Source organism: Exiguobacterium chiriqhucha RW-2 (assembly GCF_000416965.1).
GTDB lineage: Bacteria > Bacillota > Bacilli > Exiguobacteriales > Exiguobacteriaceae > Exiguobacterium > Exiguobacterium chiriqhucha.
Map to the genome: position 1 here is coordinate 48,561 of NZ_ATCL01000012.1, position 16,633 is coordinate 65,193.

13 protein-coding genes are annotated in these 16,633 nt (G+C 42.0%); 1 reads left to right on the forward strand and 12 read right to left on the reverse strand.

What is annotated here, in order from left to right; genetic code table 11:
- Positions 1–10 precede the first annotated feature (10 nt).
- Genes M467_RS19435 through M467_RS19445 form a run of 3 tightly spaced genes read right to left on the reverse strand, consistent with a single transcriptional unit; the run spans position 11 to position 5,754 of the window.
- Positions 11–1,795, reverse strand: coding sequence for an Hsp70 family protein (locus M467_RS19435; RefSeq protein ID WP_021065810.1), 1,785 nt, complete (start codon positions 1,793–1,795; stop codon positions 11–13).
- Between the two features lies 1 nt (position 1,796).
- Positions 1,797–3,239: a hypothetical protein gene (locus tag M467_RS19440; protein WP_021065811.1), complete on the reverse strand. Its 1,443-nt coding sequence runs from the start codon at positions 3,237–3,239 to the stop codon at positions 1,797–1,799.
- 16 nt (positions 3,240–3,255) lie between these two features.
- The gene (locus tag M467_RS19445; RefSeq protein ID WP_021065812.1) at positions 3,256–5,754 is read right to left on the reverse strand and encodes an MBL fold metallo-hydrolase; all 2,499 of its coding nucleotides are present in this window, start codon (positions 5,752–5,754) and stop codon (positions 3,256–3,258) included.
- A 553-nt stretch (positions 5,755–6,307) separates the two neighbouring features.
- Between M467_RS19445 and M467_RS19450 the strand changes: the two genes are divergently transcribed.
- Positions 6,308–7,054 (forward strand): hypothetical protein, encoded by a 747-nt coding sequence (locus M467_RS19450; RefSeq protein WP_021065813.1) that lies wholly within the window; start codon positions 6,308–6,310, stop codon positions 7,052–7,054.
- A gap of 111 nt (positions 7,055–7,165) precedes the next feature.
- Here M467_RS19450 and M467_RS19455 read toward each other — a convergent pair whose 3' ends face one another.
- From M467_RS19455 to M467_RS19495, 9 genes are all read right to left on the reverse strand, one after another.
- Positions 7,166–7,516 (reverse strand): hypothetical protein, encoded by a 351-nt coding sequence (locus M467_RS19455; protein WP_021065814.1) that lies wholly within the window; start codon positions 7,514–7,516, stop codon positions 7,166–7,168.
- Between the two features lie 32 nt (positions 7,517–7,548).
- On the reverse strand, positions 7,549–8,106 hold the full coding sequence (locus M467_RS19460; protein ID WP_021065815.1) for a DUF6036 family nucleotidyltransferase: 558 nt from the start codon (positions 8,104–8,106) through the stop codon (positions 7,549–7,551).
- Positions 8,107–8,191: 85 nt separating this feature from the next.
- Positions 8,192–9,001, reverse strand: coding sequence for a hypothetical protein (locus M467_RS19465; RefSeq protein ID WP_021065816.1), 810 nt, complete (start codon positions 8,999–9,001; stop codon positions 8,192–8,194).
- Positions 8,998–9,774: a ParA family protein gene (locus M467_RS19470; protein ID WP_021065817.1), complete on the reverse strand. Its 777-nt coding sequence runs from the start codon at positions 9,772–9,774 to the stop codon at positions 8,998–9,000. Before M467_RS19470 ends, M467_RS19465 begins: the two co-directional genes overlap by 4 nt.
- Positions 9,771–10,460: a hypothetical protein gene (locus M467_RS19475; RefSeq protein WP_021065818.1), complete on the reverse strand. Its 690-nt coding sequence runs from the start codon at positions 10,458–10,460 to the stop codon at positions 9,771–9,773. Before M467_RS19475 ends, M467_RS19470 begins: the two co-directional genes overlap by 4 nt.
- Positions 10,457–11,239, reverse strand: coding sequence for a ParA family protein (locus M467_RS19480; protein ID WP_021065819.1), 783 nt, complete (start codon positions 11,237–11,239; stop codon positions 10,457–10,459). The genes M467_RS19475 and M467_RS19480 overlap by 4 nt, the downstream gene beginning before the upstream one ends.
- Positions 11,240–11,943: 704 nt before the next feature.
- A complete protein-coding gene (locus tag M467_RS19485) occupies positions 11,944–13,008 on the reverse strand; it encodes a hypothetical protein (RefSeq protein ID WP_021065820.1) in 1,065 nt (354 codons plus the stop codon).
- Between the two features lie 850 nt (positions 13,009–13,858).
- Positions 13,859–15,295, reverse strand: coding sequence for a hypothetical protein (locus tag M467_RS19490; RefSeq protein WP_021065821.1), 1,437 nt, complete (start codon positions 15,293–15,295; stop codon positions 13,859–13,861).
- A 414-nt stretch (positions 15,296–15,709) separates the two neighbouring features.
- On the reverse strand, positions 15,710–16,543 hold the full coding sequence (locus tag M467_RS19495) for an HNH endonuclease (protein ID WP_021065822.1): 834 nt from the start codon (positions 16,541–16,543) through the stop codon (positions 15,710–15,712).
- Between the last annotated feature and the right edge of the window lie 90 nt (positions 16,544–16,633).

The following is a 16,633-nucleotide window of genomic DNA, read 5'->3' on the forward strand; positions in this document are numbered from 1 at the left end:
GCCACTCCTTTTATTTGATCTTATTGATATGTTCTTGTTTCTGTTTCAGTAATTGGATTTCTTTCTCTGTAAACTCATGTGCCCCGATATTTACATCGATGACTTCTGTTTCATCTTGTTCGAGCCAAGCCTTTACCGACACTTCACGTTCTTGGTTGCATTCTACTTTTAAGACGAGTTTCGAATTGACCGATACTGGTTTTTTGAAAGCCACAGTGGCTGATTTTAGTTTTTTAGTATGGATCGATTTTGCGTCAACTGCCGTAAACAATTCTAATTGCATGGCATTCACAGCCTTTGTCGAACTCGCGCCCGTCACGATGAAACGATCCTCAATGATTCGTTCAAACGGAAGTACCGTTCCTTTTTCCAATAACGCGACAGGATCCGCTCCTATGACATCAATGTAAATGTTATTTGGCACCGTATTTGTGAACACGACAGTCTCTGCTGAAATTTCAGTATCCGCAACTTGAATCTGGTCACTAGACTTGAAGTTTATGTTGTCAATTTGATGATGATAGATAGCTGCACCACGACTGACCGCAAACATCGGGTTGATTGATTTAATTGGCTTCATTCGACGACCAAAAATCTCATAAATTCGTTCTTGGACCGTATGATAGTATGTCATCCCCCCGACTAAAAAGACTCCATCGATGTCCTGCGGGGTCATCGCTCCAATTTTTGAATGCTGAAGGGCATTTAGAATAGGTTCTTCAATATTTTTCCCTTGTTTACTCTGTTCTTTATAGAGCAGTTCACTGATGATTTGGTCATATTCTTTTTTGGTGATGGAAAGAGAGGTGACGAGCTCTTCCGGTAATTGGGACGACAACATTTCACGGTAAGATAGTCGATCAAACTTCTCACTGTTTTCGTAATAGTCGATTTGTTGAAGTCGAAGCTGGTTTTCAATTTTAGTACTGAAACTCTTTTTCGCTTTTTCAGCAAAATCATGGAGGTTCTCAAACAATCTCAATACGTCTTTTTTCTCGTATTTTGCTGTAAATTGTTTGAACGAAAGACCATACTCTTTGAGAAGTCTCTTGAATAGCTCGTTTACGACCTTTTTATCAAAGTCGATACCACCTAACTCCGTATATTGAGAAATCGAGAGTTCTTGGATATCAATGCCACCATTTAACCCCTCGCCGACTTGCAAGATGGATACATCACAAGTTCCACCGCCTAAGTCAAACACCATCAAGTTTTTCTTCTTTCCTTCAAGGGTCAAGCGACGGGCCGAAACATCCAGCTTCTTCTCTTCGTTTAAGAAGTCGATCAAGGCAGCCGTTGGCTCCGGAATCATATGAATTTTATCTTTATCAAACCCGCTCAGCATGCCGGCCGCTTTCGTGGCTTGCTGTTGCTGGAAATTAAAGTTGGCCGGGATGGTGATCACGACACTATCAATTTTTTCTTCCCCATAATATTCTTCAGCTTGGGCTTTAAGAATTTTTAAGACATAGGAGGCCACCATTTCCGGCCGGATATTCTCTTCACCGATTGGCCACGAAACGTCTTCACCGATATGTCGTTTCGCTTCTTTGATGATTTGAGACGGATAGACCCCGTTCATCCGTTTTGCGAAACGTCCGACATATGGATAACCCTGATCATCTATATAAAGTACTGAAGGGAGTGTATGATCTTGTACGATAGAGTTTCCACTCTCATCGACTTGAGCCACTTCGAGGGTTGATGACTCGATGTCCCCTCTAACTGTCAAGTTAGCCACACTCACTGTCGAGTTTGTCGTTCCTAGATCGATTCCAATATATCTCTTTGCCATTTTAGAGTTCTCCTTTTAATTCAATAATTAGTGGACGAATAATGATTTTTCCATTCAATGTCCAGCCATACTTCATAAGCTTTACTTGAATCATGCTATCCTGACTCTCGACTGGGCTGTCGATGTGGTAATCCTTAATTAAATCAGTTTTTGAAACCGTGAATACCTCACCCAATTCGTGATTGTTCGAATGTTTTTCTAACCCGATTTCAAATTCCAATTTATCGAATAAGCTCTCTAGTCGCCATTGACTGAGTTGGACTTTTTCAGGTCGCTCTCCTTGGCTTTCGACCATGAGATCTGACAACAAATAATCACTCGATTCTCCGCCGATGGCCTTAAATAGTTTTGTATAAATGGCTTCTTCCATCTTCTCAGCCTTCTCTTTTTCCTGTTCTAAGGCTACATTTAAGCGGTTTATCTCTTCTTCCGCGATAGCAAGTTTATACGATGGCTCTAAAGTTGACTTGCTGTCGTGGTCTTCAAGCAATGGCGTAACTTGCTTAATGGCCGTTTGAACTGATAGAAGAGCTGTCTCTAGTGAAGTCAAAACGTCCTCACCGTTAGCGGTTGCTTCGGGTTGCTCTTGGAGGGTCATCTCGTCGGTAGCACTCGCCTCCGTTTCAGGGAACACTTCGACGTTCTCTGTGTTTTGAGTCTCTGATTCAATGGGGACATCAATTTGATTCAAAGACACTTCTTTTGGTGCATTGCCATCTTTGAGATCTTCAAGTTTTTCTTTTAAAGTGATCAACGCTCCTGATACGTCTCGCTCGTTCAATGCATCCGCTAGGATTGCTTTTATACCGTTCGCAAATACGAGGTTATCCAAACCAACTTCTTTTTTGAAGGTCACCATTTTTGGATAAGAAGGGCCCATTTTAAATGTGAGGTCCGTTCTTTTAATGATGGCCGCCACCTCTGATGTATCGATGTTATCGAAGAGTAAAGGCATGACTTCCTCAACCTCTTGTTTGATAGTGTGCATCTGTTTTTTACTAGAGATACTGATCAGTAGTTTTAGCAAGAGCTCAACGAACATCTTCGGTTTATTATTGAACACTTTATAATCTTGAAGTTCTCCCTCGCATAAATATAAGAAGGCTTTTCGTGCATTGGGAAAATTAAGATTTGTAGTTTGAAGTGCAGTAATTGCTATATCACTTGTGATGGGTAGGTTATTGGATTTATTCCATGCTTCAGCAATCAAGTCAGGAAAAACATTCGATTCACTTTTCTCCCTGTTCTCAAAAAGCATTGTTTCCGTGAGGTTTTCTAGCGTCATGACGAACTTATCCCGAGATTTATGCTGAAAAATTTCAAGTCTCTTTAACTCATTTTCAAATTCTTCAGTTGATACCCCTTCTATGCTCGAGTAAAGATTTTTGTTTTTCATCCCATAATTCTTTAATACTGCGTTCAGTACTTGTGATTGAATGTCCATGTTAGGCAAATCCCTTCTAATTTAAAAAGTATTCATTTCCGTTAAACGCTGGCGTGACTTCGATCTCATCTTGAAGAGGTGTGAGCAATTCGATGAGGGACGGATAAATCTTTTCCCCCGTCACAATCGTCTGGGTCGACGCAAAACGTTTCTCATGCTCACCATGCATCAGGAAGACGCGCTTGGGCCGAACATCCAAAATCAACTGAAGAATCTGTTCTCGGCTGGCGTGAGCCGATAAACGAAATGATTCGATCTTCGCACGAATTTCTTTTTCCTGTCCGTTCATGCGGATGTTTTCCAACTCTTCAGAATTCGCTTTTTGAAGGATGTGATGTCCAGGGCTCTCTTCATCCATATAGCCTGTGAAAGATATCGTGTTTTGCGCTTCACCAATCAAACGTTCAGCGTAACGTGCCGAAGCACTGTTTTCTGTCAACATCCCGGAACTCGCCACAATGCAGTTGTTTCCCGGCATGATATAGTCGTCCATGAAGTCGTCGAAGGTAAAATGACTGTCTCTTCGATTTGAATAGATGTCTTGTGCGGACTGAACCCCACCCCCAAAGAACAATGATTCTTCATCTTCTTTTGAGAAGGCAGATGGATTAATGTAGCGATTCTGTTCTGAGTATCGTTCATAGATTCGACAGACGTTCGTCACCCTACCATCTAAAAAGAGATTAAAGGGTAAGTATTTTTCTTTTTTGAAAGCATCTTTTAGAATCAGGATGATTTCTTGGGCCCTACCTACTGCAAACGCTGGTATCAACATCGAACCTGACTTGTCCATCGTCCGTTTGACAGACTCGATGAATAACTCCTCCTGACGAGATCGCTCGATGCTTGCGTTAGTTGGTAAAAATCCATAAGTAGACTCAGTGATCAAAATATCGACTTTTATATCAGACGGCAGTCGCAATCCTTGTACCGTTTTCTGTTCATCGATTGAATAATCTCCTGTGAAGAGAATCGATACACCTTCTATCTCCAAATGGATGGATCCTGCTCCTAAAATATGACCCGAAGGATAATATGTCACCTTCCACGAGGCATCTCCTGACGGCACTTGAAAGGACTGGTGGAACTCCACGGGACGAATCGAAAGAAGTGTGTTCTGAACGTCGACCTCCGTATACATTTCAGGATCAGCGCCGCCATTGATACGAACAGCATCCGTCAGCAACAACTTCATCAATTCGACTGTCGGATTCGTAGCATATATCGGTAAATCAGAACGTTGCTTATGCACATACGGGATCGCACCGGTATGGTCCATATGGGCATGTGTGATTAATAAGGCGTCCAATTCATCTAACGTGAGTCCCTTTTCATCCAACAAAGAGTAATCCGGATGATAGACATCTTCATTTAGATGCATCCCAGCATCTAGCAACACATGATGTCCTTTCACGCTGATTAGAATGGAAGTCCCACCGATCTTCTGACCGCCACCAAAAAAAGTGATCGAACAATCGTCGAGATTTGTTTCGACGCGTTCATCGAGGGTTCTTTTAGACATGTTCCAGTAGGCATTGATCGCCTCAGCCTTATCCGCATGCTTGGGAAATTCTCGCTTCCAAAATCCCGTTAGTTCTTCCGGCTGCTCGGCCTTCAAATAATCTGCGTATAGCAAGGTCGTGAGCAAATCATCCGGTACTTGATCACGGTCAGTATAGATTCCTTTGAACCAATCTTTCCGTCCGCTCATCTTCGCAAGGAGGGTTAGGTACGACTTTCGCTTCTTTTCAAGCGCCTTATCGATAAAACGTGCTGTTTCAAGCTGCTCAACGGTTGCTTTTGTTAACACACGTTGAGTCAACTCGTTATAAAAGTGAGCAACCAACGCGACGTCTCCAGTTACCTCTTCCGAAAGTTTGTTCCAATCCTCACGCTTAACGAGACCTGGTAACTCATCGAGAAGGCTTGCCCAATATGTAATATCTTGGACCCTGACCAATCGTTCACTCTCGAGGAAAATGAGTTTCCTCACATGGAATCGTGCCTGGGTCTGATTGCCAAACAGATGCTCCAATTCCACAAGATGTAACACGGAATCTACGTATAGTGCATATTCACTAGGGTTTCGTCGAAACGACCTCTCGACCTTTTCGCCTATCTCCAATGCGATTATATACGCTTTTTCCACCTTACCCTGCACAAATAAATGTCTAGCTACTAACAAATATTCCCTTGTCAAATGATCAAAGTTGAGTTTTTTCAAAATCCACTCTAAATCCTCGAATTCTCTGTCAAGATTCTCCCAAGACTCGATGTATAGCGGGACCAATACTTTGGCATCACCTCCCATTTCGATTCCTAGCTTGGCAGCGTGAAATACGGTCTCGGCTTCTTGGTATTTATCGTAAAATTGACTGACTCGTTGCAGCCCATCCGTATTTAATCTATGTAAATTCACTTTTAATTGGTCATAATGCTTTCTAGCGTCTTCTTTAAAGCCTCTGTTATCGAGATAAATCGCCTCTTGTAAATGTTGTTCAAGAGTTCTTATCACATTTTTCCCACCTTTACCTTAAAAACCTATTATTATAAATACTAGTTCAATTTTACCAAATAACAACACTTTATATTACCAAAACATATTACAAAAATCATTTTTTCTTGTATTATTTATTTTAAATTCTGTGAAGAGATTATTGTTTAAGGACACTCACTTGTTTTTCGTCGAAGTCTTAATGTTGTTTAATGATTTCAACACTTGGATTTCATGAGTACCTACAGGGTAAGTATCCTTGGTGTAACCTAAAAAAAGCCCTTAATTACATAGCAAGTAATTAAGAGCTACAACTATAATCAAAGTAAGGTAAGATAAACCTGTAGATATCGATACAGTGTCTAAAAATCTACTTTGGCTTTAAGAAGCGATTTATCGCTTAAAAAGTACATGAAATTATATAGCGTGTATACATTTCGACGTCGAAATGCAATCAACATGCGTGACTCATTCGATGTCTGAAAGTATCAAAAATGAAAAAGTGATTTTATAATAATCTAGTTCTATGAAGTGTTTAGTCTCGTATACATAAACTGATAAAGTGGGGATTTTGATGCAATCAAACGAAATCAAAGTGACGTCATTTCGCGTCTCACAAGAAGTAAAAGAAAACATCCAGCGCCTGACCGAACAACGACAACTTTCCACGAACCAACTGTTCGAAGAATTGATCACGTTGGCTGATAAAAAATCACCTGATCCGTTGACTCTCGAGGAGAACGCTGCCCTCGAAGCGGCACTGAATCAGGTGCTTGCACTGTTCCATGAACGTGCGACACGTCTCGAAGTCCAACAAAACGAGCACGAACGGATCAGTTCTCGCTATAAAAAAACGGTCCAAGACCTCGAACAGAGCGTGATTTTAGAGTCAGAACAACTCAAAGAAGAATACGAACTGCAAGTCTCGACACATGAAGCCGAGATTGCTCAACTTCAAGATCAGATGGATCGACTGCTTGCTGAAAAGCAAGTCGCTCACGATACCTTAGAAACGGAGCGTGCTTCTTTTAAAGAAGAACTAAAACATCATAAAAGAGCAATCTTTAATCTAGAAGGAGATCTGAAAAAGCTTGAAGATGAGCGTACTCAACTCAATCGCCAAAACCAAAGCCTGATGGACGTAGTCGACGATTTAAAAGCACGCACCCGCCGCTCAGATCAATTAGAAGAAGAAAATCAAAAACTTCACCTTGAGGTCCAGCTCTTACGCCGGGAGAAAGAAGTATTCGAAAATCGTATGAACGAACAAATCGAACTCGCCGTCCTTCGTGAACGAAACCATCGACCAGATAACATCTAAATCAGCAAAAAAGTACTTAATTCAATCGTATCGGAATGAATTAAGTACTTTTTCTTTCTATAGAAACCTATTTTCACGAATCATTGCTTAGAAGTGAACGAGTGGTTCTATTTAGGATTTCACGCGTAATCCGCGGGCTTTGAATCGGTTACGCTTTTCTTCTAACTGTACTTTCATATCTACTGAAAATGCGGTTTCGGGAGTACTGTAGGCACGCCGCGCTGCCATACTAAGCATCTTGGCCACGTCCTCCACCCGATCTTCGTGCACGTTCAACTGAGCGGCTCGCACATACCGACGAGCGGTTTCGCGATCACGGAGCGATTCAGGGACCGAGACATGCCGACTTAACTTTAGAGCCATCAGTGCTGTCTCTTGACGATAGCTCGTCCCGCCTGCCTGCATGCGATTCAGTTCATGTGTGAGCTCGCGATTGAGACGCACATTGTTATCGTTAGCCATCGGTCACCCTCCTCTAAGTTTCTTTTGATTCATTATATACCCTTTTCCTGAAAAATTCGACCCAAGTCATGGACATTACAAAATGGGTCCTCCCACGTCATGTTTGACTGATATTCCTCGACAAGTTCAAGAAGCTTGTCCTTATCGCAAAGTTCCAATAGGTTTGTATTTTCGAGATCTTCCAGATCCTTTTGACGAGAAGAAAAGATTTTAGTACATGCGAGTAGCTCAATATCAGGAATGTAAACATCAATAGCGTCAAATAGATCTTCGATTTTATGACGATAGTCATTTTCCTTAAAATCCTCACGCGGTGGGAACTGAATCACACCTTCGACAATTTCAATCTCGTATTCGTGGAGCGCGGCTCTAAGTTCCGGGGTGACGATTCCTTCCGTCACGCGTATGTCGATATCTCGAGTTGGACGATATTGCGTCTCTTTATTCATCATTTCGATGAATAGGAGGATCCCTGAAGCGCCCACTACGACAAACTCGACTTCGATGTTCTTTGATGCACAAAAAGTATCCAGGACTAACAAGGTATCAATAATACTTTCTACATCCTTGTATTGAATGGAGTAAGACATGTATGTTCCTCCTAAGTAAAGTGGCCCACTTTGATTCGACGTAAAAGGAACCTTAGTGGGCTATATTTTGTATCAACTTCAATTATCACGCGTTATCCGCATTCAAGTAGGCATTAAGAGCACGACGGATAATCTCATCTTCCGACACATGTTCTTTTTTTGCAGCTTCCGTTAATCCAACATATAAAGGATCTGTCAAATCAGTAAAACGAATCTGTACACGCATCGGTTTAACAGATGTGCTTTCGACTTCGAGTACGCGTTGCTCTTGACGTTCGATCAACATCCGTTTCACTTCCCGAAGCTCTTCGCGCGTCATTTCGTAGACAGTCTTGTCTCCGCTAGACGTGTAGTACTTCTTATTCTCGAGAAGAGCGAGTTTTGGATCTTCTGGCCATGACAACAACTCAGCAAGTTTCGTCGCGCTAAAATCTTGCTCGAGCGTCTTCTCTAAGATATTCGGACCGAATGTGTTCCAAAAGGAAACGAAGCGACTGACTTGTGGTTGGGACATTCCGATTTTATTTAAGAAGTCTTTCCACGTTCCTTGTTCTTTTTGGAACTCTTTTTTTGTTTCCGGATCACGGAATAGACTGTTCGCATGAGCTAGTATACGACACTTTTCGACAAAGCTAGTCGCTTGAATTGCATCGATGTGATTGTAATACTGAACGATCCCATCCATGTCTTCGGGAAGCTGTTTCGTGATGATACGTGACAATCCCGTCGCTGGGAGGGCTTGATAGGGGTTCGATACAGTCGTTGTAGCAGAAAACTCTTTCACAGCCTCGACTTGTTCTGTGCGGCTATCCGTCGCTTGTTGATTCTGTTTTACTGGAAGATTGGCACTGAACGTCGAAATTTTTGGTGTGTGTTTCTTTCGATTACGTGTCATAAAGACAATACCTCCTCAGCAAGTTGTAGATAGGCATCGGTTGCCGGGCTTTTGTGATCAATGACAGGACGAGACTCTCGCTGCAACGTCTGAACCTTCACCGCATAAGGAATCGTCGTCAAAACCGGAATACCGACTTCTTTCCCGAGTTCTTCAAGTTCTTCGACTGTCATGACATCCCCTTTCGAGCGGGCACTCACCATCGTCGGGATAAAGGCAGCGATATGGATGTCTTCCCGGAATCGTTTCATCTCTTCAAGCTCCTCTGGCGCCGAATAGACGGCGTCCATTGAGAACTTTTGCATCTGAACAGGCATGATGATGCGATCCTGGGCGACGAGTGCGCAACGGGCATAGGGGTTGAGGGCAGAAGTCGATCCTGGACAGTCGATGAGACAGATGTCAAACAACTCATCAATCTTGGCGAGCTCTTCACTGAGTCGATACTCGTACCCGATTTGGCTCGTCAGGTCACTAGGTGAGGCCGAACGTCTCGTCGGAACAAGATAGACCGTTCCCGTCTCATACTCGCATGTCACAATGACCTGTTCGATCGGTGTATAGAATGGATCGTTCTCTTCAAGCAGACAATCGAGTAATACCTTGCCTTCATAATCGTTTGTCAGACCGAGCCCGTTCGTCGAAGAGGCCTGGTCGTCCGCGTCGATGACGAGGACACGTAATCCGTCACGTGCATAGGCATGAGCCAAATTGATGGTGGTCGTTGACTTTCCGACGCCGCCCTTTCGATTGTACAATGCGATTTTCTTCATGATTCGTCTCCTCGCTTCTCGTCTGTGACGTCGATGGTATTGTCGTTCACCGTCCGCTCGATGATTTCCGTCAACAGCTCACTTACACTCCTGTTTTGTGCATGCGCATACTGTTGGAACTGATCGGACAGATCCGACGGGATTCGTGCTGAAAGAACCGCAGATGGTTTCTTAGTTTTTTGAAACGGGCTGACTTTGACCTTCGATACAGGTTCACGTGTTTTACGGGCCTCACGAATTTGTTTGACCGTCAATTCGTCGACACCTCGAGACTCGCCGTCGATATAGAGTCCCTGTTCGACGACTTCCTCGACATTATCGAGATACATCAATTCAAACAGCTTGGAAGCGGGCAAGCTCGCAAGTGATGCTTCAAGTGGATGTAACGTCTCATAGGCTTTGATATACCGGGACGCAAGAGAACTCGACATCGAAACGGCTTCGAGGAAACCGATCCATTCTTTTTTGTCATGCATCTCAGAACGGGCGATGACGAGCCGCTTCCCGATCTCGAATACAGAAATCGTTTGAACTTTTGAGAGTTCGTTGATCTCATGGACGAGATCTTCGACTTCTTTCGACACCGGAAGTTTTTGAACGAGTGTACTGATATTCGTCAAACCGCTCTGATACGGATGTTGCTCACTCGGCTTAATTTTATGAATGTTTCGGTTCCGTGCCTTCATGACGTCCCACCTGCCTGTAGAACGACTTGTTTGGCCAATAGTCGAAACGGTTCTGCGAGGCCTTTCGATTCCTTGGAGCGGTACTGGATGACACTCTTGCCACTATCTGCGGCTTTCTCAATGAATGTGGATCGTTTGATCATCGGAAGGATCTCTATTCCCTCTTCCTTTGCGATGGCTTCCATTGCTTCATAGTATTCTTTATCTGCCTTTAACGAAGCATCCATGGCAACAGGAAGAATTCCCGTGATGACGAGGTCCGGATTATAGAACTTCTTCACTTTTTGTACGGTCCTTACCGTACTCGCAAGTTGATCGAACACAAGCTTCTTCGGCATAAACGGGATGACTGTCATATTTGACGTCGAAAGCACGACTTTCGAAAGTTCATTGATTGATGGGACCGAGTCTAAGATGATCCAATCAAACTCATTCTCGAGTGGTGCAATCATGTCCTTTAATAGAAAGAGCTTGTCTTGCTCGGAGATCAAATTGATCAACCTGGCATTTCGTTCATTCGAGGGGAGAAGACTCACGTGATACGTTTCATCATCAAACAGGACTTCTCGGATATCGAGATTCCGTGTATGTACATCAAACATCGTCATGTACTTGATCGTGTCGGATTCTTTTAACATCAACTTACTGAGCGAGCCTTGGGGATCCAAATCAATGATGAGGACTCGTTGTCCCACCTCACCCAATGCGTAAGCCATATTCAAAGAACAGGTCGTCTTGCCTGATCCACCTTTCGATATGTAAAACGTGAGTATGTTCATCTTCTCTCTCCTTTCTCTTTCATATCATGTCACATTCACTCTTTGCATTCAACAGAAAAACAGCAAAGACACTGATAAATCCAATATAAAAATGTATACGTTGATAATTTTGATTTGTATACGATTTTTTGAATCTAAATGTCTCTGTATACGTTTCGACGTCGAAACGTATACAGAGACATTTTTGGCCTAGGTATTTATACAAAGTTCCTGTTGCGAACGTCATTCATATTTGTAGATCTTTTCTATAGAAGAAATAAGTGGCACATCTGGACATGATTTAAATAATAGAAGAAGAGATAAAACCATATTCTTCTGAGTTAAAAAAATATAAATAGATTAGAGAGAGTTAAATAAAGATTAATAGAATTAGAAAAAGAAGAGGGTCTCTTAAGCCAGTCATACCAATCCTTCTGACGATTTAAGTGAAAAGAGATATTTCAAAAGGGCCATCGTTTCGTTCGAAAGGGTTCATTTTTTTTCAACCCTGATTTGAGAATTGAAAAACAAGATAGGATTTAATTCAGCAAATTCTTGATTATTTAACTGCTTGGTTTGATTTTTTTCCTAAAAGGTAAAAATGGTACAGTCAACATGCAATGATGACTTAGAATGAATGGAAAACAAAACAAACAGAGGGAAATCCCTGCAAGAATGGGTCGTTTTCATATATATTTTCAAAAATGAACATGGCAAATAGACCATCATGCGATAGCCAATTTTGTCTGGTTTTCTTTTAGTCGTTGATGGAGATAGAAGATCGGCTCCTCAAAGAATAGCTTATGGGTGCTCGAGTAGACCAAGTCCTCACGATGGTGTAGGAATGCCTGTTTTAACTCTTCGACGACCCGTTTGAATGTCTCGGCCCCGAATGTATCGCTCATCGAGAAGAGTGAATCACGGTTGACCTTGAGAGCGTCAAAGTCGAAGAACTCCCCTACGCGCTTGCGCAACTCGAACCAACTGAGCTGAACCTCAGTGCGGTCTTTCTCTTTGATCTGCTTACTGTCTTGTGCAGCAGATAGTTGGACTTCAAGTAAGAGCGGTCGCGTCACGTCTTGGAATCGTTTCTTGAGCGAGATATTCTGTTTGACGATATTTAAGAAGCGCTTACTGTCTTCGACAAGCGAGACTTGAAGGAATTTGAGACCAGACATCATTTTTTGGATGGCGAGTTTATGGCCACAATATTTAGGAAGGAAGCCTTTGATCTCATCGTAGGTCAGGATGGCCTGTTCATTTGACTGGACATGAACGTCTTTTTCGACCTGGACGATTGTACGTAGCGCGAGTCGCAACGTGTTCACATTATCAAGCGCGATCAGTTCAGACAAGAGGCCATGCCAAACCGACGTATACCCGGTCTTCGAACCGACCGTAGCACCGTCTATAAATAAATCACGATAGTTTTCAAGGTAATCCGTCAATTGGATTGTAATCACTCCTGGGAAGTGACGGACGACTGTCATGAGGCCATTCTGTTCGAAGGTCTTCAAGTTGTTATGTAGGGAGCGGACCGACGTGCACGCAAAATCCGCGACCATGTGGTCTTCGATGAATTCAATCTTCCCTTGGTCGTCAGCGTAGGCGAGAATAGAGAGAATATGACGGATTCGAGACTTGGTCCATTTGAAGGCCGTGAAACAGGCCGGGATGTTATAGTGATGCTGCTCATAACGGTAATGATCGGCGCGTTTCGTCCAGCGGGTCAATCCGCTCATCGCGACCAATAGTTTATTGGCAATCAAAATATGTCGGTTCGTCTCCATCGTCTCTTCTACACCTCCCCTATCCTAAAATATGCTAGTTTCAGTATCCGGCTCTTTCAAGTTAGTGTCAAAGTGCGTTTTCAGTACGGCATTTTGTTACCAAAATGAAAAATGCGTTGATGTAAAGCCATTTTGAACCGATGAAAACATGCGTTTTCAGTACGGTCATTTGTTACCAAAGTTGATTCATCCGCTCTATAGTGCCATTTCTGTAGAAAATAGAGTAGATTTTTTTAGTTGAAAAAGAGAAAAGTGTAGTTTCGGTACGGTGTTTTGTTACCAAAAAAGAAAAAGTGTAAGTTTGGTACGGTCGTTTGTTACCAAAAAAGAAGGAAATGTAGTTTCAGTACGGTCATCTGTTACCAAAAAGGTAAAAAGAGTCTCAAAAATTTATTTTCTATAGAGCCATGAAGCGGCAAAAATGTAGTTTCGGTACGGTGTTTCGTGACCAAAATGAGAAAATGCAATTTCAGTACGGTCATCTGTTACCAAAAAACAAAAAGTGCAAGTTTGGTACGGTCATCTGTTACCAAAATCGTTGAAATCTGATATAAAGGAAAGGCATATTCACCAAGAAAGGCGATTTGACTGAATATCTATCGAATCTTAAGATGAAAATTTAGGGAGGGTAGATTCAAACCACCCCATGTTTTAAGAAGAATGAGAGAAAAGTGTAAGTTTGGTACGGTACAAGCAAAGATATAATTCAGGATGCCCGACGATACTCGACATCATTGGACGTGGTGGTTCCAACTTCACTGTCAGATTCGAATCGTCTTGATCCATGTGAAACAATGAAGTAAATCAATTGAAAAAGAACCCAGATAGACTGGGTTCTTCGAGATAACAGTTACAACAGTAATGTGTCCACATGACCCGGCAATTCCCAAGATTCCAATGGATAGAAGGTGAAGAAGTAATAATCGCCGGAACGGTGCCAATCCTTCAGGATGAAATCATGTTCCTTGATTCGATCCAGATTCAACTCAAGCTCTTTCAGGTTGTCGGCCTTTCGGACCTTGTTGAATCGAATTGAATAGGTAAATTGGCGCCAGTGCCTTCGGACGGGTTGTTGCTCCCCTGTCTGGATAGAGCTCATCCGCTCTTTTTGTAGGACGAAGGCTAGGTGATAGGCGAAACTGCCTTTCAATTGTTCGATCTGTTCCCCGTAGATGCTGACGATCTGTTGTTTCAACAGGTCGTCGTAGATTTCCTCACTGACCGTGACGATGACTTGGCTCTCGGCTAATGTCGTCGCATTTTTAATGGTCACCGAGGAGAACAGGCCTCGGATGAAGAAGTCCCCGTCCTCGTTGTGTCCTGCGACCCGATAATAACCGAGCTTCATGAGACGTTGCGTCGTCAAATCGTAGCTTTTCCCACTATCGTTCGCATACAGCTTCTTGACGAGCTGCGAGAGCGGGAAGATGATTTTCCGGCTAGTCTGGAACGTCATGTCCCGATATGCGAGAATCTCTGTGAAGGCTTCGAAGTCTTTCGAGTCAAGGTCCGGTACCTTCCCATTCAATTCTTGGATGAATTCTTTGCTGACGAGGACCGAGAGGTGGTCGGGAATCCCCTTCTTGTATTTCGGGATCACCGTGTCATAGTTTTGAAGCTCGAGATTCAGCTGCGACGCTTCGTTCAGTTTCTCATCCAACAGGTCTGTCTGGTTCTTGATGCGGTCGGACATACCGAAGAACGGGATATCGACGGCGAGCGTCGGAGAGTGGTGCGCAGTCGGCTGGTTGAGATCTACTTCTTTGGCGACCTCCCATAGAATCATCAAAACATCCGTCTTGAGTGAGGTCTTTTTCTGATTCACTGTCTTTTGGGACCAGTAAGGATACGTATGGATTAACAGATTCGGATTCTCAGCCCATTCTTTCAATTCTAGGATGCATTGTTGCATATAATCGTCGATGGTTTTCACGTGAAACTCTTTCAGGAAGGCTTCAGGGCCGACCAAATGATGATATGCGGTAATCATCTCGAATCGGGCACGCAATTCTTTCTTCGGGCCACGCCCCTCTTCGTAGTTTCGGATGGCAGCCTGCACCCATCGTTTCTTTAGTTTGTTGAATGAATGATAACGTATCTTCTTATAAGAAGCCTCTAAATTTTCGAATTGATAGTGCTCTTGATAAAGTGTCGTGACGAATTCCTGGATATCAAAGATAGACACGCTGTGGAGAATCTCCTCCATGCGATGCCTTTGAATAGCCGTGACCGCTTGAGAAATGATGAGTTGTTGCGAGCGGCCATTGGAGGTTGATTGAGTCTCCATATTGATCACCTCTTCTAAGGATAAATATAGCACAAATTAAGTCATATATTTTTACCCAATTTAAATTATTTCAAATACCGTAAGTTTTTATAAAAAGTATGCGCCGGCGCATACTTTTACTTCTTAATTGAATTAAATAGATTATGATAATCAAAGCTCATTGATGGTCAATTCTACTAATATAAATTAATCAGAGTCATCTATAAATTAATATGGAAATAAAGTGATTAAATCGTTCTCATACAAAATTTAGCACTATAAAGATCTGGAATCCTAGGGATTTCATTATTACTAGGAATTTAAATACGACTATAAAATAGGATATTGCGATGATGATAATGACTTGCTCATTTTTTATACTAAAAATGGTCTTAAAGATTTGTGTTTGATATAAACTTTCATAGTTATGAGAATTCATTGAAATACGTATGATTGATGCCAAAGGAGATATTTTTTATTTTCCTCGAACAGTGTGATTTTCGATGATAAGGATATGTTTGGTATTTCCGGAATGACGTTTAAAACTTTATGAGACAGTAACATGTTGCCGAGCTCATTAAATGATATTAAACCTTTGTCGAATAAAGCGTCATGATGTGCACATAATAGTAATCCATTATAGGGATCCAAGCGTTCCTTATTAGTAGAGTCCTTCCAAGGTTTCGCATGAGAAGCTTTAAGAAGTTCTGGCACGTTAATTCCACATACTGCACATTCATTATTCCAAAGGATAGATAGTCGATCCTTGTAGAGATTTTGCCCGATCCGCATGTTTGCGATTGCACGTTTTTCAGTTAATTGATTAATATCATCTAATTCTAAATTGCTATTTTGAACAGCAATATTATTAATTAATGAAGAGGCGAGAAAGTCATTACAAGGGTATAAATAGCCAGTATTATCCGCACCATTTTTTTGAAATGGTGCGTATTCCACAGGGAGCCGACTTTCAATTTCTGCCCAATGAGTCCGAATATGTAGTGGATGACTCAATATCTGATAATCCACTGGAACAAAAAAATAATGAGATTGTTCAAATTCTCTAATAGATGTATTTGTTTCAACAGTCCCTATTGCAACAATACTCCCATTTGTGTAATGAAAAATGCGATCGTTTTTTTGTAATTCAATCATCCTTGAATAATAGTGGGGAATGTTACCGAAAGAGTCTTTTTGAGGGCATTGTATAAGTTTATCTTTCATTTGTTGATCGTAAATGTCATTTTGCATAACAATGAAAAAATTCATAAGTCCTCCTGTGAGAATAATAATATTTTATATATTGTATCTGATTCTTATATTATAGTTTGCATTCTTAAATCATTTATCAAAAAAACC